Consider the following 19,665-nt stretch of genomic DNA (forward strand, 5'->3'; position numbering starts at 1 on the left):
TCGACATTAATCCTACTCGACCCAAAGGACCAGCCCTTTGAGGTAACTGCCCTCGGGGTGAAACAGGCTGACGGGGTGGTCGGCCGGCTGGCTCAGGTGGTGCAGCACCCGCACCTGCCGACCTGCTTCGATGGCGGCCGCCACAATGGTATTGTAAAACAGCTCCCGGTCGATGACCTGCGAGCAGCTGAACGTAAACAGAATACCTCCGCTGGCCACCCGGCGCAGCCCTTCGGCGTTGAGCCGCTTGTAGCCCTGCACCGCCCGGTGCCGCGCTGACAGACTCTTGGCAAAGGCAGGCGGATCGAGTACCACCACATCGTACTGGTGATCGTGGGCTTTCAGGTAGTGCATGACATCATCGGCGTAGGCTTCGTGCGCCGACGCTTCGTCAGCCGCACTATTGGCGTCGATGTTCTGCCGCGTCAGTTCGATGGCTTTCTTCGACACATCGACCGAATGCACCAGACTGGCCCCGGCTTTGAGCCCGTAGACCGAGAAACCACCCGAGTAGCAAAACGCGTTGAGCACCCGTTTGCCCGGCGCGTAGCGGGCCAGCAGGGCCCGGTTGTCGCGCTGGTCCAGAAAGAAGCCTGTTTTCTGGCCCGTGATCCAGTCGACCAGAAAGGTATGGCCGTTCTCCAGCACCGGATGCGGTACCGGCACCTCGCCAAACAGGTAGCCATTGGTAACAGTAGCACCGTACTGGTCGGGCAGCGTTTCGGCACTTTTATCGTAAACGGCCTTCAGCTCATCGCCAAAAACGGCCCGCAGGGCATCGGTAATCAGCGCCCGTTCGCGGTGCATGCCGATCGAGTGGGCCTGCAGCACCGCCACCCCATCGTACATATCGAGAATCAGACCCGTGCAGCCATCGCCCTCGCCATGTACCAGTCGGTAGCAGTTGGTATCGGGCGTCAGCACGGCCTGCCGAATGGAGCGTATGTGGCGCAGCTTATTGGTCCAGTACGCCACGTCGGGCCGTACGGGACCGCCGGCCGTAGCGGCAAAGGAAAACAGGCGCACCGCAATGCTGCCGTCGTGGTAGTGTCCCGTGGCCAGGTAATCGCCCTTTTTGTCATGTACGTCGACCAGGTCGCCATCGTTGAGGTCGCCCTCGAAGCGGCCGATCGCCCGCGAGAACACCCAGGGGTGAAACCGCCGGACGGCTTCGTCGCGCCCTGCCTGTAGATATAATCTGGAAACTGTCATTCGTTTGTTGAAAGACCGCAAAGATACGCCGATTTCGGCCGAACCCCTACGCCCCGGCTGGTGCACCGCTATACCCGCTCGCTGTTGAGCAGTGTGGGCTCCTGCTTCGACATCCGCTCGCGCAGGGCCGTAACGGGTTTTTCGAAATACCGATACAACAGCGACGACAGGCCAATGACCAGCCCCCAGAACAGCCAGACCTTCAGCCAGCCCACCCGCGCCGAGGTGGTCGGAATCCGCTCGACCAGGTTGAGCATGATGGGGGTCAGGTTAAGCAGGTACATCGAATACGAAATCAGACTGATGTGGGTAACGATGCGGGCCAGTCCGAAACGGGTCCAGAGGCCAGTAGGTTGCCGCCAGCCATCCATATACGGCATCAGCAACGCCATACTGAGCCCGATGAGCGGGAAATAAACTGTACGTTTATAAAACACGTAGGCCGGATATACGCCCGCCTGCACGTAGTATTTCAGGATCAGGATCGACGCACTGAACGATGTAAGTACGGTCAGCAGCAGGCCCAGCAGTACGAGCCGCTGGCGCGTGGTCGGGCTCGTCCAGAACGTTGGGTAATACTGCTTCACGTAGGCCGTCAGCACACCGTAGGCAATGGCATCGAGCCGGGTCAGTACAATGCCGCGAAAGCCCAGTTCGCCCTCGGCAATGGGGTGTTGCACCGCCAGTATCAGCCGCAGGAGATTGGTACCGACAATAACAAGCAGAATGGTGATGAGCACCACCCGCTGCCGCGGCCACCGGGCGGGCAACACGTAATGCATCAGCAGCAGCAGTACGGGCAGGGTCAGATACGACCACTCCTCGATGGCCAGACTCCAGGTTTCGGGAAAGAAATCGGGGATGGCGGTGGCGAAATTCTGTACAAACAGGTAGTAGGAAACCAGCACGCCTTTGGCCGGCAGGGTGTGGTGCAGGCCACTACGCCAGGCCCGCACCAGCGCCATCACGATCAGGCCCGTCAAGACCAGGTAGTAGTTGGGCAGCGTGCGGAACCACCGGCGGGTCCAGAAGTTGAGCAGCAGTCCCCCGTCGAACCGGTTGTTTTTTTCGTAGGTCCGGATCAGGATCCCCCCGATCAGAAAGCCGCTCAGCACAAAAAACAGCTCGACCCCGTCGGGCAGAATATGGTGCCAGAAAGCTCCGTCGTAATAGTCCTTAAGCGCCACGGTCGAGTGGGCATCCACTACAATCAGCACGGCAATAGCCCGCATAATGTCGAGACCAAACACGCGGTTGGCCGTCGATGTACTGGGCCGGAGTAGATCGTTTAGCATACAGACTGCAAAGCTAGCGCATCTATACCGATAATACCCTTACCCCACCCACGCTTCGCCTGAGCGGACCAAGGGCCCGCTACCGAATTCGCCGGCGGGTGCTAAGTTTGCAGTTTGTTTCGTAACCCAACTGCCCCATGGTTCCTGACTTCGCACTGAATGCCGTTTATCGGTCGCCCTTCCGGTTTTCGCAGGCCGATGTAATCGATTTTGCCCGCGTTACGGGCGACAACAACCCCCTGCACCTCGATCCCGAGTTCGCGGCTGCCACCCCCTTCAAGCGCCCGATCATCCACGGGATGCTGGGGGCCAGCATATTCACCAAAATTCTGGGCACCGAGTTTCCGGGTTATGGCTCGGTTTATCTGGGCCAGACACTGGAGTTTCTGCGCCCGATGTTTGTCGACACTGACTATGAGGCTGTGTTTACGGTGCGGAGCATCAACCCCGACAAGCACACCGCCGAGATTGCCGGCGAGCTGCGCGATGCCCAGACGGGTAAGGTGGCGACCCGGGGCGTGGCTACCCTGATGCACCGGGAGAAAATTTAAGTAAGTCATCCAGACTACCAACGCAACGAAGCCCTGCCGTCGTCAGACAGCAGGGCTTCGTTGTGATAAATCGTCGGTCAGCGATTATGCTTTTTCGGCGGTGTTCTTGGTGTCCTGAACTTCTGCCCGAATTGCCTGAGCCAGCGTTTTCAGGTCCTGCATACCTTTGCGAACGCGGGTACCGGCAGCCTGGTTTTTTTTCTCGTAGAACTTCTCGAAATCGCTTTCCAGCGACATCACCAAATTCTTCACTTCATCGAAACGTGCCATAGCGCTTTGTATGGGGTTAAGTTAAAAAATGCCCAAATCCCGCTAAAAACGCGGTTTTGGTGGAAATTTAGTCATAATGCCATACAGCGCAATAGGCTCAACAAAAAATTAGCTGAAAAATGCAATTTCCAGGCAAAAACCCTACTCAGTGGCTGATTCGGCCGAAACTTCGAGGATTTCGGGCGAAACGGCGGGGCCACCTGGCTTGTAGTCGCCTTTCTTGATTTTTTCAGCAACAAGCGAGAACGCTTCGAGGGTCCGCTGCACATCGTCGAGGCTGTGAGCCGCCGTCGGAATAATACGGAGCATCACGATTTCTTTCGGAACAACAGGATATACCACGATCGAGCAGAAGATACCGAGGTTTTCGCGCAGGTCGCGGATGATAGCCGTTACCTCCGGAATGCCCCCCTGAATGTTCTGAAGCAGTACGGGCGTTACGGGCGACGTGGTTTCACCAATGTTGAAGCCCCGCTCGCGCAGGCCGCTCTGCAGCGCCCGCACGTTGGTCCAGAGTTTATCGCGGAACTCGGCCGAGTTGCGAATCATTTCGAGCCGTTTCAGCCCACCCACCACATACGGCATCGGCAGTGCCTTGGCGTAGGTCTGCGAGCGCATGTTGTATTTCAGGTACATGATGATGTCGTGGTCGCCGGCAATGAAAGCCCCGATAGCGGCCATCGATTTGGCAAAGGTCGAGAAGTACAGGTCGATCCCATCCTGGCAACCGAGCATCTCGCCGACGCCGGCGCCCGTGGGGCCCATGGTACCGAAACCGTGTGCGTCGTCGACCAACAGCTTGAACTCGTATTTTTCTTTCAGGGCCACGATCTTGTCGAGGCTACCCACTTTACCCGACATACCGAATACACCTTCGGTAATAACCAGAATGCTCCCGCCTTTTTCGGCCGCTTTCTTGGTGGCGCGCTGGAGGTTTTTCTCCAGGCTGGCCATGTCGTTGTGGTTGAACTTATAGTATTCACCCATTTTGGCCTTGTGGAGCCGGATTCCGTCGATCAGACAGGCGTGGCACTCGGCGTCGTAAACGATCACATCGCGGTGATCGACCACGGCTTCGATGGCCGACATAACCCCTTGGTAGCCGTAATTGAGCAGGAATGAATCTTCTTTACCGACAAACTGCGCCAGTTCTTTCTCGAACTGCTCGTGCAGGTCCGAATTACCCGACATCATGCGGGCGCCCATCGGATAAGCGAGGCCCCACTGAGCGGCAGCGTCGGCATCGGCCTTCCGAACCTCCGGGTGGTTACCCAAACCAAGGTAGTTGTTCAGGCTCCAGTTGAGGACGTCTTTGCCCTGGAAACGCATGTGAGGGCCAAGTTCACCTTCCAGCTTCGGGAATGCGAAATAGTGGTGGCCATTAAAATCACGAGCCGGTGACCCAATAGGTCCCAGATTGGTGCGCAGTTTCTCAAATAAATCCACTTTCTACTATCGTTTATTGGGCTAAACCCCTGTTTTTTTCGAAGTAAGTGCAAAAATACGAGTTAGTTTTGGTAGGCCAAATCTGGGGGGTAAAATTCAATTTGACATCCGTTTTGTAACAATTCGTTTACTTTGCTCCCGGTCCGTTTTAACGGGACCCATTTCATCAGCCAACAGGGCCCGTCTGGCGCACGTGAGCGCTTCTTTTATGACTCAGATCCGCAAAATCCTAGTTGCCAACCGGGGCGAAATTGCCCTCCGAATCATGCGTACCGCCCGGGAAATGGGCATTCAGACCGTGGCTATCTTTTCAGAGGCCGACCGCAACGCGCTCCACGTCCGCTACGCCGACGAAGCCGTTTGTGTTGGGCCTGCTCCGTCGGCCGAGTCGTACCTGCGGGCCGATGTAATCATCGAAGCCTGCCACCGCCTGGGTGTCGATGCCATTCACCCCGGCTACGGATTTCTGTCGGAAAATGCTTCCTTTGCCCGGCAGGTGCGCGACGCTGGCCTGATCTTTATCGGCCCCTCGCCCGAGGCCATCGAGATCATGGGCAGCAAACTGGCTGCCAAAGCCGCCGTGGCCGATTACCAGATTCCCATGGTGCCCGGCACCCCCGCTGCCATCACCGACCGGGCCGAAGCCAAAGCCATCTCAGGCCAGATCGGCTATCCCATTCTCATCAAAGCCTCGGCGGGTGGCGGTGGCAAGGGCATGCGCGTTGTCGAGAACGAAGCCGAATTCGACGAGCAGATGGACCGCGCCGTGAGTGAGGCCATCTCGGCTTTCGGCGACGGATCGGTGTTTATCGAAAAATACGTCACCTCGCCCCGCCACGTCGAGATTCAGGTGCTGGGCGATCAGCATGGTAACATCATTCACCTCTTCGAGCGGGAGTGCTCGGTGCAGCGCCGGCATCAGAAAGTGGTTGAAGAAGCGCCATCGGCCATTCTGACGCCCGCTATCCGCGAAGCCATGGGCCAGGCCGCCGTCGATGTGGCCCGCGCCTGCGGCTACTATGGTGCCGGCACGGTTGAGTTTATTGTCAACGATACCCTCGACTTCTACTTCCTGGAGATGAACACCCGCCTGCAGGTCGAACACCCCGTTACGGAACTGATTACCGGCGTCGACCTGGTGCAGGAGATGATTTACATTGCCGAGGGCAAACCACTGCGCATCCGGCAGGACGATCTGACGATCAAGGGCCACGCCATCGAGGTCCGGGTATACGCCGAAGACCCGACCAATAATTTCCTGCCCGATGTGGGTACGCTCGACACTTACGTGCGGCCGCAGGGCAACGGCGTGCGGGTCGACGATGGTTTTGAACAGGGCATGAGCATTCCAATCTATTACGACCCAATGATCGCCAAACTCATCACCTATGGCGACACCCGCGACGATGCCATTCGGAAAATGATCCGCGCGATCGATGAGTACCAGATTTCGGGCGTGCAGACCACCCTACCCTTCGGGCGCTTCGTTATGGAACACGAGGCTTTTCGGTCGGGCCAGTTCGATACGGGGTTTGTTGGCCGCTACTTCACGCCTGACAAACTCGATACCGCGCCCGACACCGCCGAAGCCGAACTGGCCGCCGTGCTGGCTGCCTACCTGTTTCAGCAGCAGCGTCCGCGCTCATCGGGCACCCCAACCCAGGTACGCCCAACCAGCAACTGGAAGAAAAACCGGCTCTGACGGCGGGCAGGCGGCCCATCCGTGCGCATTGGCTCCTGACGAACAGCCTCCCGGCTATGGCGTGGTCCATAGTCGGGAGGCTGTTCGTTTTGCTGGCTGTACCCGGTCGCTGGGGCGTTGCCAGTATGAAGCGGTGGCGCTGCTGTGCCCGGGAACCCCATAAAATAGGAAACCGCTCCCAAGTGGGAACGGCTCCATGAGTACAACAAAACCACAGTAAAGCTGCCGGTCAATATGGCCAGACAGAGTGCCTGTGGCTCTGTCGTTGTGTCTATGTTCGGTTTACGGTATTCTGTTTACAGTGCCCTGGTCATGAATTAACCGCAATCTGTAAACCGAATACGGGCCACCGGTTTTACGCTTCGATCAGGAACTCATCGTGCTGGCTGATGTCCAGACCCGATTTTTCGTCTTCTTCCGAAACGCGCAGGGGCAGAATCATATCGGTTACTTTCAGCAGCAGGAACGACATGGCAAAGGCGAAAGCCGATACGGCTACCAGAGCGATCATGTGGTTGATGAAGAGCGAGGTTTGACCGAAGGCCAGTCCTTCGCTGCCTTCTGCAACGGCCGAGTTAACGGCCCGGCTGGCGAAAATACCCGTCATAACCATACCGACCATACCGCCTACACCGTGGCAGGGAAACACGTCGAGCGTATCGTCGAGCGTCGATTTGGTACGCAGGTGAGCAACGTAGTTCGATACAACCGAGGCTACTGTGCCGATGAAAATAGCGGTCGGGATGGTAACGAAGCCGGCGGCCGGGGTAATGGCAACCAGACCGACTACGGCACCGATACAGAAACCCAGCGCCGATACTTTCTTGCCTTTAGCCGAATCGAACAGAACCCAGCCCAGACCGGCCGCGGCCGCAGCCGTGTTGGTGGTAGCGAAGGCCGATGCTGCCAGTGCCGAAGCGCCTACTGCCGAGCCGGCGTTGAAACCAAACCAGCCAAACCACAGCAGACCCGTCCCCAGCAGTACGAAGGGTACGTTGGCCGGTGGAAAATAGCTCGACTCGAGGTGCGACTTCCGGCGCTTCAGGTACAGGGCACCCGCCAGCGCGGCCCAGCCAGCCGACATGTGTACGACGGTGCCACCGGCAAAGTCAAGCACACCCAGTTTGAAGAGGAGTCCTTCGGGGTGCCAAGTCATGTGCGCCAGCGGTGCATAGACCAGCAGGCTGAACAGGACCATGAACAGCACATACGACCGGAAGTTGATCCGCTCCGCCATCGACCCCGTTACCAGGGCCGGCGTGATAACGGCAAACTTCAGCTGGAAGAAGGCAAAGACTACCAGCGGAATCGTGGGGGCCAGCGACCAGGGCTTACCATCGAGTACGCCTTTGAACATGAAGTGATCGAACGGATTGCCCACAAAACCACCAATGCTGGAGCCGAAGGCAAGGCTGTAGCCAACCACTACCCACAGTACGCTGATTACACCCATCGCGATGAAGCTTTGTAGCATCGTCGAGATCACGTTTTTGTTATTCACCATACCCCCGTAGAAGTACGCCAGGCCCGGCGTCATCAACAGTACAAGGGCCGTGGCCACGAGCATCCAGGCCGTGTCGCCCGAATTGATACCTTCGGTGACGATCTGAGTCGGCACACCGTTGAAGCCGGGCATAACGCCCAGGAGAGCTACGATTCCCAGCAGGATGAGCGGGATGTAATTTGGCTTTTGCATGGAGTTTGAGAGGTTTTTGTTGTACTGAAAAATGGTTGGTTAAGTACGGGTTATTGAGGGGGCACTTGTTAAAACTTGAAGATGGCAGCCATACCCAGCGTGGTCTGCGAAGGCGTCAGCGACCCGTTGTTTTTCTCGAATTTGTCGGCCGAGTAGCTGTCGACCCGCAGTTCGGGTTTCAGCAGCAGGTGTCCGTCGGCAGCGGTGATGTTGCCGGTAATGGTGATCGAGTTCACGCTGGCACCGTTGCCGGCCGCATCGGTCAGCGCGCGGGCGCCGTTTTTGTTGTCGAATACTTCGTAGCGGGCACCCAGACCGAAATGGTCGGTAAAGGCGTAGTTAGAATAGACGGCTACCCCACCCCACGTTTTGGCGCTCAGCGTACCGCCGTATCCCTGGTAATCGCCTTTCTGCGAACCCGTTGCGGCATTCAGACCCAGAAAGAATTTAGGGGTTACCTGGTAGGTCGTCGTTAGATCGAACAGGGCGTAGTTGGCATCCTCAGCCGAAACGGCCACCGTGCCGTTGGGGTTAGTCGTTGCTTTCGAGGCTTCGTTCGAGTAGATCGCGTTGAGATAAACGTTCCAGCCCGCTGCCGGCGACACGAACAGCTGCCCGATCAATCCTTTCTTCTTGTTGTTGTCGTAGAGGTTGTCGACGTTGTTGACCAGCCCCAGCATCAGGTACGCCTTGTCGCTGAATGCATACTGCGCTTTTACGCCGATGTGATAGAACGGACCGTTGTTGAAGAGGTTCGAGAGCGAGTAGTTGTAGTTGACCGGTGCGTCGATTACCTCGTAGCCAATGTGCGTACCGAACTGACCAGCCGTAAAGGAGAGTTTCGGCGTGGCCTTGTAAACAAGGTAAGCCTGTTTGATGGCCAGCGACGTGGAGCCGGGGCCAAGCGGCCCAATGTAGTTGCCGTAGTTGCCCAGATCCGAGAATGGGCCAAACGTCAGGTCAAACACAGCATCGACCTTATCGGCCGAATACATGGCTTTGGCCTGCACCAGACCGATCCCGAACTGACCGGCCCGCTGATCGAACGCCCGGGCGTTGCCGACGCCGGCGCCGTTCAGGCCCAGGTTCGACTGACTCTTGGGGTTGTTTAAGTTCCCGAAATAATAGGTATCCATGTAACCCGAGAAGGTAAATTTCCCGGGCGTTGTGGCGGTTGAATCCTGCGCCTGAAGCGAATAACCACAAAGCAAAGAAATAGCAAGTAAAATTCGTTTTTTCATCATTAATGTTTCGTGTAGTACTATCAGTTAGGCAATCTTATTCTGTGGCAAATTTTACCCACAAAAGATTCCCATACAAGCTTTTGTCCTAAAAAAATGTCCTAAATAGTAGAATAAAGCGTAAAAAATTCAAATAATCCCAAATTTTATGGTCTTAATGCTCAATTTCGCTTAAAATTCGCACCATATAACATATTCTGCCTTTTTATAAATTTTCAAAATATAATTCGCTTTGAAATAAAGGTATTTTTCGGGTGTAGATTCCGGCAGGGCAAAAAAAAACCAGACTGCTCGGGTCAGTCTGGTTCAGCGGGCCGGGTAGGCCCTGATTACGGAAATACCTATGCCGGGTGCTTACGCTTCGGCATGCAGCCAGGCCTTCTTGGCCAGCAGGGTTTCTTCGTCTTCAACGTGTTCGGGATCGGGTACGCAGCAGTCGACGGGGCAGACAGCTGCGCACTGTGGCTCTTCATGAAAGCCCATGCACTCGGTGCATTTGTCGCTTACGATGTAGTAGAACTCGTTCGAGACAGGAGCCTGTGGGGCTTTCCCACCTACTACCGTGCCATCGCCGAAGTCAACCTCCGTCAGTTCAGTACCGCCCCCCCAGGTCCACTCGACTCCGCCTTCGTAGATGGCCGTATTTGGGCATTCGGGTTCGCAGGCACCGCAGTTGATGCACTCGTCGGTGATCATGATGGCCATGAGTAGTACAGATTTATAGTAGCCTGAAAAATTGTTCCTTGTTTTGGACAACAAATATAATTATTTAAAGGTTGGGGCCAAACTAAAATTTAATCACTTCCGTTGATGGGGTATTCCATTTGTTAATCCGATTCATGCTTTTATCTGAACGCCTGCAAACGTTCGTAGCCCTGGGCGACTTCCTCAGCCGGGCCGATTCTGAACCCGAACTCGACGAGATTGCCCAGCGCGCCTACCACCGCAATAACTGGTTCACCCCCGCCAATACGCATCACGCCCTGCAGGCGATTGCCCAACAGTTTCTCACGGCCGACGCCCTCAACAGCTGGGTAAACGGGTATGGATTTGATCCGGCCCGTCCCTTTCACCCGGCTTATACCGGTTCGGCACCCCTGTCGGTAGGTGTAGTCATGGCCGGCAATATTCCGGCGGTTGGTTTCCACGATATGCTGTGCGTACTGCTGGCGGGCCACCGGCTGATGGCAAAACTCAGCACGCAGGATTTTGTACTTATCCACTATTTAATACAAAAAATAAAGGAGCTGAATCCTGCGTTCGATGGCTTCATCGAGGAGGCCGAGCGACTCAATGCGGCCGATGCCTACATCGCCACCGGCAGCGACAACACCGCCCGGTATTTCGATTACTATTTTGGCAAAAAGCCCCACATCATCCGCCGGAATCGTACGTCGGTGGGTTTGCTGATGGGCGAAGAGCAGCCAGCCGATTTCGCAGCGCTTGGCAGCGATCTTTCCGATTACTATGGTCTGGGTTGCCGCAACGTATCGACGCTGCTGGTACCCGAAGGGCCGCACGGCGAGCCATACGACTTTACGCCCCTGCTGCGCACCCTCGAACCCAACGGCAGTATCTACCTCAACAATCACAAGTACCAGAACAATTACGACTACAACAAGTCGATTTACCTGATCAACGGGGTTCGCCACTTCGATAACGGCTACCTGCTGGTGACTGAAAGTGACGCGCTGGTCTCGCCCATTTCAGTGGTTTATACGCACACCTACAAAACCCTGGCCGATGCCCAGGCCTGGCTGGCCCAACGCGCCGACCGGATTCAGACCGTGGCTACTGCCAAAGGCTGGCTGGCGGGCAGTGTTCCGTTTGGCCTGACGCAGCAACCCGGCCTTACCGATTATGCCGACGGGGTCGATACGATGGCCTTTCTGACCAGTCTCTAATCGTCAGTCTCATCCTTACGATAAAAGCGGGGCCCCGACCTGATCGGAGCCCCGCTTTTGTAGGCTTTCCTGTTGATGATAAATGGGTGATCCTTACCGCTGGCTGTTGCTGTTGACCCGTTCGAGCCACCGTTCACCCTGGGAGTAGCGGGCTTCCTGCACATCGGCCAGGTCCTGCTGTGAGTTGACCAGTACACCCCATACATCGGAGAAAAAGCGGTTTTCCCGACGCATGCGTTCAAAAAAAGCAACGGCCTGCGCGTGTGTCATTCCCCCGGTCGAGCGGGCGATGTTCATCAGCACGGCAAAAACCTCCTCCGCCATGCGGGCATCACCGCATACATAGTAGTGACAGTCGGGCTGGGCCAGTACCCGCCAGAGTTCCTGACTCTGCTGCTCGATCAGGTGCTGTACGTAGATCTTCTTCTCGCCCATCCGCGAAAAGGCCACGTCGAGGTGAGTCAGTACGCCGGCTTCGTGCCAGGTCTCCAGTTCTTCCTGATACAGATAATCATTCAGATCGTGGCAGCCGAAGTAAAGCCGGGTTTGCCCAACCTGCCCGATCAGCTCGTCGGAGTCAGCCATGTCGACCAGGTCGGCATCGGCCAGCAAGGCTCGTAACTGAACCTCCCGGTGCTGCAAAAAGCCAACCAGTGGCGCCAGTCCGGTTCCGGGCCCGACCAGCAGCATGGGCACCCGTGGATCGATCGGGGGGCGGAAATTGCTGGTTCGCACGGCCAGCCGGAGCCGGTCGCCGGGCTGCAGACCGGCCAGAAAATTTGAGCAGAGTCCCGGCCGCACCAGTCCGGTACTGGTTGGCGCATGCACCACCCCAACCGTAATGTGAATTTGCTGCGGGTGTACCAGCGAGCACGACGACACCGAGTAAAGCCGTGGTTTCTGGCGCGGCAGAATCTGAATAAGCTGATCGAAGCTAACGGCCGCCGATGGAAAAGCGTCCAGCAGGTCGGCAACAGTAAGGTACTGGTCGATCAAATACACTTTCAGCGCCTGCCCGGTTGGTTTGTCGGCGTCGCGGGTCAGCAAGCTGAGCCAGCCCTCCAGCTTGGCCCGATCGGCGTCGGGAGGCAGACTCTGTAACAGCAGGGTCAGTAGTTCGGTAATGGGTTCGCGCAGCGACAGATCGACCTCATCGGTGAGCACATCACCAATACGGACGGGCGACGGATAAGCCGTCGTCCCCGGAATAGCCTGTCCGTTGCTGTCGACCAGCTGGGTTATAAACCACTGAGTCGGGTCGGCATTGAGTCGCCGGCACAGGCGAGCCACCAAATCGGCCGGGTTACGGGGGTAAATGGCAATATGATCACCTGTTTCGTACGACAGGTCTGTATCGACGATGTCGAACGACAGGAACCGGGTGGAGCGGCTTCCGGCAATCACCTGTTTAAGCAGTTCCCGGTTCTCGACCACGCGGACCTCGGTGCCCGGCATCACCCGGGGGTGTTCGGCCTGAATCAGATCGGCCGCGCCCTCGGTCAGCAGCGTTACGGCCGTACGCTCTTCGGTTTCGGTCTGACGGCCCGCGCTGGTCGGATCTTCGCCAAGGAGCCGGGCCACCAGCTCGAGCCAGTGCCGGTAGGTATCGGCCTGTCCTTTCAGCTCATCGCCGAGGTGCAGGCTAACAGCCCGGTTACCGCCAATGCGGGCCAGCTCGCGGTCGAGGGCGATACCGGTGGCGCAAAAGTTGGGATAAACGGTGCTGCCCAGCCCCATTACGGCGAACGAAAAACGCCCTACCGAGCCCATCGGCAGCTGCCGGATCGCCTTCAGAAAACCAGTTGCATTGCCGGGAGCTTCGCCATTGCCGAAGGTAGACGCCACAACCAGCACCAGCCGCTCGTGGGCCAGTGCAGCCGGCTCAATCTCATCGAGCGCCATTACGCGGGGGTGATGGCGCCCCAGTCGCCGGGCCATCTGGCGGGCGTAACTCTCGGCCGTGCCGGTCTCCGAACCGAACAGAATAAGGGGCCGGTCGGTGACACCAGCGTCGGCATCGCCGTCTTCGCCCGAGATGGTCAGTTCGTCGCCCAGCACCGCCCATTTGTCGGCGGTGTAATGGTAGCTTGGGTTCAGGAAGAAATCGCGCATCTCGTGGTGCCAGACGGGCGTGGTGCTCCCCCCGGCCGCCGGTGTTACCCACGACCACTGCGCGGGGCACTCCCGCCCCGCCCGTTTCTCGCGCAGGTCGTGGGCCAGAAACTGCCGCGCTGCCGTCTGATGGTCGACGAGCGTAACCCGGGCCTTCGAATACGAATGCAGCACAGCCGCATTAAGCTCCAGAAACGTACGATCGCGCCAGAGGCTCTGCTCACTGGCCGTATCGAGGCCCATGGCTTTGGCAATGGGTTCGGCCTGGCCATACCGATCCTCTTCCCACAGATTGCGGGCAATTTCGGTTTCCATAAACCAGCCGTTGAAGGGCACACAGCCATACTGCACGCCCCCGATGGCCATTCTGAAATTGGCAATAACCGGAATAGCACACCACTGCAGTTTCAGGGCATCGATGCCCGGGTAGTCGGGGTGTTCGATCGGGATCTGGAGCAAATCGGCCGGGTCGAATTCGTACCGGCGGGGCGCATGCCCGGGCACATCGATTACCAGCGGCAGGCAGTCGAAAGCCGTGCGGTCGGCCGGGGGTGTCCACCCCTGCCGCATAATGGCCTGCGTAAGTTTCAGGTTGGCTTTGTCGCCCAGAATAGTGCCATCGGGCTGCTCGTAGGCCGCATACCGGATATACTGGCTGTTCCAGATCCGGGGTCCCCAGCGCTCACCGGGCTTGCGGGGCCGGAATACGTTCATCACGATCTGCACGTTGCCCCCGTTGGTTGCCATGCGGGCGTGTTCGACACACTCCTGAAACATGGTGTCGGGGTCGTTGACATGGCGCAGGTCGCGCACGATCATGTTGCGCCAGGCAATGCGCCCGATGCATTTGGAGGCATTACGCCAGGCCAGCTGCGCGCCATAGGCCAGCTCCTCGTAGGTCTGAATATACGTGCCCGTTGTCCGGATTTCGCGTTCGATGGCCTGCAGGCGCTGCTCGGTATTGGCCGGCTCCCAGGCCAGCTCGTCGCCCACCTGCCGGATAAACTCGGTAGCCTCGTCGATGAGCCGCTGCTGGTTGAGCATCGGCTGCCGCAATACCGCGCTTACCCGGTTGAGCAGGGTTATCCAGGCCGTCGCTTCCTCATCGGTGAAGTCGGGCACGCACTGCTGCATAACCGTAATCAGCGGAGCCGCAATGCTGGCGTAGGCATCGGGCGGAATGCGGTGGCTGGTGTGAATCCGGCTGAGTTCGCGCAGTTCAAACGCTACGTCCTGCCCCGCTTCGAGCGACTTCAGCAGAAAGGCAATGGTCTGCATCAGGTGGCGCGACAGACTGTCGATATCGGTACGGCCGAAATAGGCCATGATCTGCGGGTGACTTTCGAACAGCAGCCGGTAAAATTCGACCCCATTGCCCAGCGCATCGGCCGCCAGGCAGTCGCTTGTCCGACGCATCTGCCGGATCATATCGGCCGACAGCGAGGCATCGTACCGACGGGTGGCTACCTCAACGGCGGGCAGAATATGCAGGGTAAAAAACCGGTAGGCTGCCGAATGTACCCCTTTGGCCAGGTTTTCCCGGTCGTATTCTTCGAGGTGGGGCACCTGGGTCAGCATCCAGCTCCAGACCCGGCGGGCGGTTTGCCAGTGGGTTGGGCGCATGCCCAGATCAACCAGCAGCTGAGCCAGGGTATCGAACGGCTGACGCCCCTCCAGCGGATCGGGGTAGGCTCCGCGGTAGCTTTCCCGCAGTATGCGTTCGGTATGCGGGTTGATTCGGCGAACACTCCCGTCGAACAGCTCGGCAAAGTACCTGGGCACTAGGTCGATGGCTTCGCCAAAAGCATCGATCAGGTCGGGTTCTTCGTGCAGCAGCCGCTCGAAGAACATATCGATCAGCATGTCCTGATAGGCCAGCAGCTTATTCCATATATCCTTGACAATCACCTGCTCAACCGGTGTCAGGGGGGTGGCGAGCGGGTCGTCGACCGAAGCCGAAGGCGGTGGTGCTGCGGCTGCTGCGGGGCGTTGTAGCCGCCCCCCTTCGCCCAGCTGCCCAACGGGGCTGGTGCCGGTATTGGCCGGGATTTTCAGCAGGCGTACACTCAGCTGTAGCCCGGGGGCTTCGGCCCATCCGGGCAGCGGCAACTCAAGAACGGCCGAACGCGATCCGTTCAGACTGCGCAGCGGGTCAATGGTTAATTTCCCAACCGACTGCCAGGGCAGCGTATCGTTGCCGCGCGCCTGGATTGTTACAACGAGCTGGCCACGGCTCTGATGCCGCATGTTGACCAGCCACTCGGGTTTACGGCGCCCCTGTAGGGTTTGTTCGACCAGCACACGGCCCGTTTCATCGAGCGACCACACGACACCCCGGTATTCATATCGATTTTCCGGATAGTGGCTGATAAGCACCTCCGTAATGTGCAGTGAGTGGGGGTCGTCATTACCGCTCCCCTCTCCCAGACCCGGGTCGTTTGTTGTAACCGTATTCATTTTATGCGTTTATGGGTAGTAATCAAGCGGGCGTTGGGGGCGTATGCTGGCCACCGGGTTGGGAATACCAGAAAACTGACCAGAAAAAAAACCGGGTTGGCAACGTGCTATGCAGATTGGCCCGATTTGTTAACAAGGTAGTTGTATGATCGACGCTGCAAAAATAGATCGTATCCGATTAAGAGACAATTGACTATTACTATACTATACTACAGGCATTTACGTCACAAAAGCCGCTACGCAATCAAACCCGGTTCAATCGGCTCATTAACTCGGAGCGGTTGGCACGGCTCACCGGAATCACTTTCCCATCGATAACGATTGTGTTTTCCTCGATGTCGACAATTTTACGCAGATGTACGATGTAAGACCGATGCACCCGTAAAAACTGAGAGTTCAGTTTTTCTTCCAGGTGCTTCATGGTCATGTAAACAATATGGGTGTGGGTGTTGGTGACGATTTTGACGTAGTCGCCGATGTTCTCTATATAAGCAATGGTGTTGAGTGGCAGGCGCACGAAGCGCCCGTCGCTCTTCACATAAATATCCTGCGGCTCCGACGATACGCTCGCCTGCTGCAGATCGTATAATTCTTTTACTTTGGCAACAGCGGTTTCGAAGAAGGGTAAGGTAATGGGCTTCTGCAGGAAGTCGGTAACCTTATACCGAAACGCGTTGAATGCATATTCTGTTTTGTTGGTGGTCATCACCACAAACGGGCTGAAGGAGAGCTGCTCGAGCAGTTCGAAGCCCGACATCTCCGGCATTTCGACATCGAGCCAGAGCAGATCGACACGCTGCCCCGACAGAAACTCAAGTGCCTGACTGGCCGATTCGAACGCGCCGAGTACCTGCAGGTCGTCGTGTTGCTGGCAGAGCCGGTACAGCGACTTGCGGGACAACGCTTCGTCTTCGACAATGATGCAGGTCAGTGGCATGAATCAGGCTTGTGTCAACTTTTGTAATTCGCGTTCGATAACGGGCAGCATCGTATCCATACCCGCCATCACGTTCTGGCAATGCATTTCAATAATGTCGGGACGGGCCGTGGCGTTCACGTTCTTTTCGATCAGCGTTAATTCTTCCTCCAGCCGGGTCAGTCCCACCATACCCATGGCGGGTTTCAATTTGTGGGCCAGACGACCAATGGCGGGCCAGTTTTTTTCTTCACACAGGCGGGGAATCAGGTTTATTTCCGGCACAACATCGCTCAGGAACGTGGCAAACATGTCGGATGCGTAGGCATGGTCGTCGCCATACAGCTCCGTGAGCCGCTTCTTGTTGAGGTTGGGCGTTGCGGGTGCAATACTACGTTCTTTTCGGGGGGCCTTCGCATAGTGTTGCAGAATTGCGAGCAATTGGGCCGGGTCGAAGGGTTTGGTCAGGAAGTCGTCCATACCGGCTTCTATGGCCGTATGCTTATGATCGAGCATGGCCGACGCCGTCAGGGCAATGATTGGAACATGCTGGTTGGGGTTCTGCGAACTCCGGATGGCCACCGTCGCTTCATAGCCGTTCATGAGCGGCATCTGAATGTCCATCAGAATAATGTCGAACGGCTGACTCTTGGCCATTTCGACTGCCCGAGTCCCATCGAGCGCCAGCGCAAACGGAATCATCCACTTGTTGAGCAGGCTGCCGATGTACTTCTGATTCATCACGTTATCTTCGGCCACCAGCACCCGACACAGGGGCATATCGCCGGTTGGCACCACAGGCTTTTCGGCTACCGGCTTAGTTTCGGCTGTCGTAACGGCCTTGCCGAATGGCAGGGAGAAAAAGAACTGACTGCCCCGCCCCACCACGCTCTTCACCGAAATAGTGCCGCCCTGAATCTCGACCAGCTCTTTGGTGATGGCCAGTCCCAGCCCGGTGCCTTTGTGCTTATGCCCGTGCGGGTTGACCTGCCGGAATTTCTGGAACACCAGATCCAGTTTTTCGTCGGGAATACCGATGCCGGTATCGTTGACCTCAAAATCAATCCAGTAGCCCTGTTCGTCTTCCCTGCCAACTTTGGCAATAATCTGAATGCGCCCCTCCTCGGTAAACTTCTCGGCGTTGCCCACCAGGTTCATCAGAATCTGGTTGAGCATCAGATCGTCGCCCACTACGTTGCCCACGATGCGCGTGTCGAGCAGCACGTCGACACTGATGCTGCGGCCGTCGAGTTTCATCTCAAACACTTTCTGGGTGGCTCGCAGCAGGCCCGCCAGATCGAACGCCCGGGGGTGAACTTCAATACGCCCTGCTTCGATCTTCGTCATGTCGAGCAGATCGGATATCAGGCTGTGCAGAAAATCGGCTGAGGTTTTCAGGATGTCGATGTATTCGCGCTGCTGCATACTCGGCTGCGTGTCGAACAGCAGGTGCGACATGCCGATGATGGCGTTGAGGGGCGTCCGGATCTCGTGGCTCATGTTGGCCAGAAACTGCTTCTCGGCCATCCGGGCCTCTTCGGCAATCTGCTTGGCCCGGGCCAGCTGCTCTTCCAGTTCCTTACGCTCGGTCAGGTCGTAGTGGATACCGATCGACCCGGCCACGTCGCCCTGCTCGTCGAAAATAGGCACGTCGCTGACCAGCGTCCAGATGCGGCTGCCGTCTTTACGGCACAGCTGCAGCTCATACGAACTGGCCACCCCACTTTCGCGCAGCAACTGCTCGGCTTTGAACTCGGGGGCCACCAGCAGGTCGATGGCATTTTTGCCGATCAGTTCGCCTTCGGTGTAGCCCAGCATGGTGCAGCAGCGATCGTACACGCGTACGATCGTCTGCTGGGTATCGACTTCCAGCAGGCCCAGCTCCATGTTGTTCATGATACCGCGGTATTTTTCCTCACTGCGCCGGATCAGTTCGCGGGCCTGGAATTTCTCCGTTACGTCGGTATACTTCCAGAGGTAGCCCATGTAACGCCCCGCCTGGAAAATAGGAATGCCGTCGCGTTCGAGCATCCGGCCGTTGGTCAGGCTGATTTCTTCGCCCACGCAGATTTCACGCCGGCTCAGCAACTCGTCGATGCGGGCCAGAAACTGGGCCGAATCGGGCAGCAGGGTTGCCGCCATCCGAATCGGTTCTGCATGCGGCATATCGATCAGTTCGTCGGGCGTGACGGGTAATCCGAAAATTTCGCAGTACAGCGGATTGGCCAGGATGATGCGTCGATCTTCGTCTTCGACCAGCACCCCCGACTGCAGGTTGGTGATAAGGGTAGCAAAGCGCGTCTGCGTGGTTTTGAGCGCCAGCTCAGCCGCTTTCCGGGCCGACACGTCGCGGGCCACAGCCACCATCTCATTGATGTAGGCCTGCGTTTCGATCAGCCGTACAGTCTGCCCAATCCAGATCGTGCGGCCGTCTTTGGTCAGTACCGGAAATTCGTTGTAGGTGCTGTCCTGCTGCCGCAGCTGCATATCCTGATAAAAATCGGCCAGCTGCTGCCAGTATTCAGGGTGAACGAAGCGCGTAAAGTGTGCGCCTACGAACTCGTCCTGCGAATAGCCCAGCAGCTTTTCGATCATCGGGCTCACAAAGGTGAACACCCCACTGGGCGACATTTTATAAATAATATCCTCGACTGATTCGATCAGCTGCCGGTAGCGCTGTTCACTCTGGTGCAGTTCTTTCAGTTTGGCCTGAATTTCCTGCTCTAAGTTATCGTTGAGCCGTTTCAACTCCACGTTGGCATCGTAGAGTTGCAGTGCTTTTTCTTCCAGAATCGCTTCTGCCTGCTGCCGGGCCGCTTTCTCGCGCCCCAGTCGCCTTTTCATCAACTCCAGTTCGTGCATA

Annotated in this window: 13 protein-coding genes; 3 read left to right on the top strand and 10 right to left on the bottom strand. The window is 57.3% G+C overall.

The features are described from left to right. Positions 1 to 12 precede the first annotated feature (12 nt). Together ACYVAC_RS12415 and ACYVAC_RS12420 are read right to left on the bottom strand one after the other, a co-directional pair. Positions 13 to 1,212 carry a class I SAM-dependent rRNA methyltransferase gene (locus tag ACYVAC_RS12415; RefSeq protein WP_461098004.1) on the bottom strand — a complete coding sequence of 400 codons (1,200 nt, stop codon included), beginning with the start codon at positions 1,210 to 1,212 and terminating at the stop codon, positions 13 to 15. Positions 1,213 to 1,280: 68 nt separating this feature from the next. Further along, positions 1,281 to 2,507 carry an acyltransferase family protein gene (locus ACYVAC_RS12420; protein WP_461098005.1) on the bottom strand — a complete coding sequence of 409 codons (1,227 nt, stop codon included), beginning with the start codon at positions 2,505 to 2,507 and terminating at the stop codon, positions 1,281 to 1,283. A 137-nt stretch (positions 2,508 to 2,644) separates the two neighbouring features. On the opposite strand from ACYVAC_RS12420, the gene ACYVAC_RS12425 reads away from it, so the two are divergent. Continuing rightward, positions 2,645 to 3,058, top strand: a complete 414-nt coding sequence (locus ACYVAC_RS12425; protein ID WP_461098006.1) for a MaoC family dehydratase — start codon at positions 2,645 to 2,647, stop codon at positions 3,056 to 3,058. Between the two features lie 84 nt (positions 3,059 to 3,142). Here ACYVAC_RS12425 and ACYVAC_RS12430 read toward each other — a convergent pair whose 3' ends face one another. Beyond that, entirely contained in the window at positions 3,143 to 3,328 is a 186-nt protein-coding gene (locus tag ACYVAC_RS12430; protein ID WP_461098007.1) for a histone H1, read from the bottom strand. A gap of 141 nt (positions 3,329 to 3,469) precedes the next feature. After that, positions 3,470 to 4,774, bottom strand: coding sequence for an aminotransferase class I/II-fold pyridoxal phosphate-dependent enzyme (locus ACYVAC_RS12435; RefSeq protein WP_461098008.1), 1,305 nt, complete (start codon positions 4,772 to 4,774; stop codon positions 3,470 to 3,472). A gap of 208 nt (positions 4,775 to 4,982) precedes the next feature. On the opposite strand from ACYVAC_RS12435, the gene accC reads away from it, so the two are divergent. Beyond that, positions 4,983 to 6,476, top strand: a complete 1,494-nt coding sequence (gene accC, locus ACYVAC_RS12440) for an acetyl-CoA carboxylase biotin carboxylase subunit (protein WP_461098009.1) — start codon at positions 4,983 to 4,985, stop codon at positions 6,474 to 6,476. Between the two features lie 355 nt (positions 6,477 to 6,831). Here the strand turns inward: accC and ACYVAC_RS12445 are convergent, their stop codons facing one another. The 3 genes from ACYVAC_RS12445 to ACYVAC_RS12455 form a co-directional block, all read right to left on the bottom strand. Then, positions 6,832 to 8,172 carry an ammonium transporter gene (locus tag ACYVAC_RS12445; RefSeq protein WP_461098010.1) on the bottom strand — a complete coding sequence of 447 codons (1,341 nt, stop codon included), beginning with the start codon at positions 8,170 to 8,172 and terminating at the stop codon, positions 6,832 to 6,834. A 68-nt stretch (positions 8,173 to 8,240) separates the two neighbouring features. Continuing rightward, positions 8,241 to 9,413 carry a porin gene (locus ACYVAC_RS12450; protein WP_461098011.1) on the bottom strand — a complete coding sequence of 391 codons (1,173 nt, stop codon included), beginning with the start codon at positions 9,411 to 9,413 and terminating at the stop codon, positions 8,241 to 8,243. A 354-nt stretch (positions 9,414 to 9,767) separates the two neighbouring features. Next, positions 9,768 to 10,118 (bottom strand): 4Fe-4S dicluster domain-containing protein, encoded by a 351-nt coding sequence (locus ACYVAC_RS12455; protein ID WP_461098012.1) that lies wholly within the window; start codon positions 10,116 to 10,118, stop codon positions 9,768 to 9,770. A gap of 134 nt (positions 10,119 to 10,252) precedes the next feature. Here ACYVAC_RS12455 and ACYVAC_RS12460 point away from each other — a divergent pair, with 134 nt between their 5' ends. Further along, entirely contained in the window at positions 10,253 to 11,317 is a 1,065-nt protein-coding gene (locus ACYVAC_RS12460; protein ID WP_461098013.1) for an acyl-CoA reductase, read from the top strand. Positions 11,318 to 11,410: 93 nt separating this feature from the next. Here the strand turns inward: ACYVAC_RS12460 and ACYVAC_RS12465 are convergent, their stop codons facing one another. The 3 genes from ACYVAC_RS12465 to ACYVAC_RS12475 form a co-directional block, all read right to left on the bottom strand. Continuing rightward, a complete protein-coding gene (locus tag ACYVAC_RS12465) occupies positions 11,411 to 15,886 on the bottom strand; it encodes a nitric oxide synthase oxygenase (protein ID WP_461098014.1) in 4,476 nt (1,491 codons plus the stop codon). Positions 15,887 to 16,130: 244 nt separating this feature from the next. After that, positions 16,131 to 16,823 carry a LytR/AlgR family response regulator transcription factor gene (locus ACYVAC_RS12470; RefSeq protein ID WP_461098015.1) on the bottom strand — a complete coding sequence of 231 codons (693 nt, stop codon included), beginning with the start codon at positions 16,821 to 16,823 and terminating at the stop codon, positions 16,131 to 16,133. Positions 16,824 to 16,826: 3 nt separating this feature from the next. Beyond that, the gene (locus ACYVAC_RS12475; protein ID WP_461098016.1) at positions 16,827 to 19,664 is read right to left on the bottom strand and encodes a PAS domain S-box protein; all 2,838 of its coding nucleotides are present in this window, start codon (positions 19,662 to 19,664) and stop codon (positions 16,827 to 16,829) included. Position 19,665: the final 1 nt, after the last annotated feature.

Source organism: Spirosoma luteolum, from assembly GCF_054778875.1.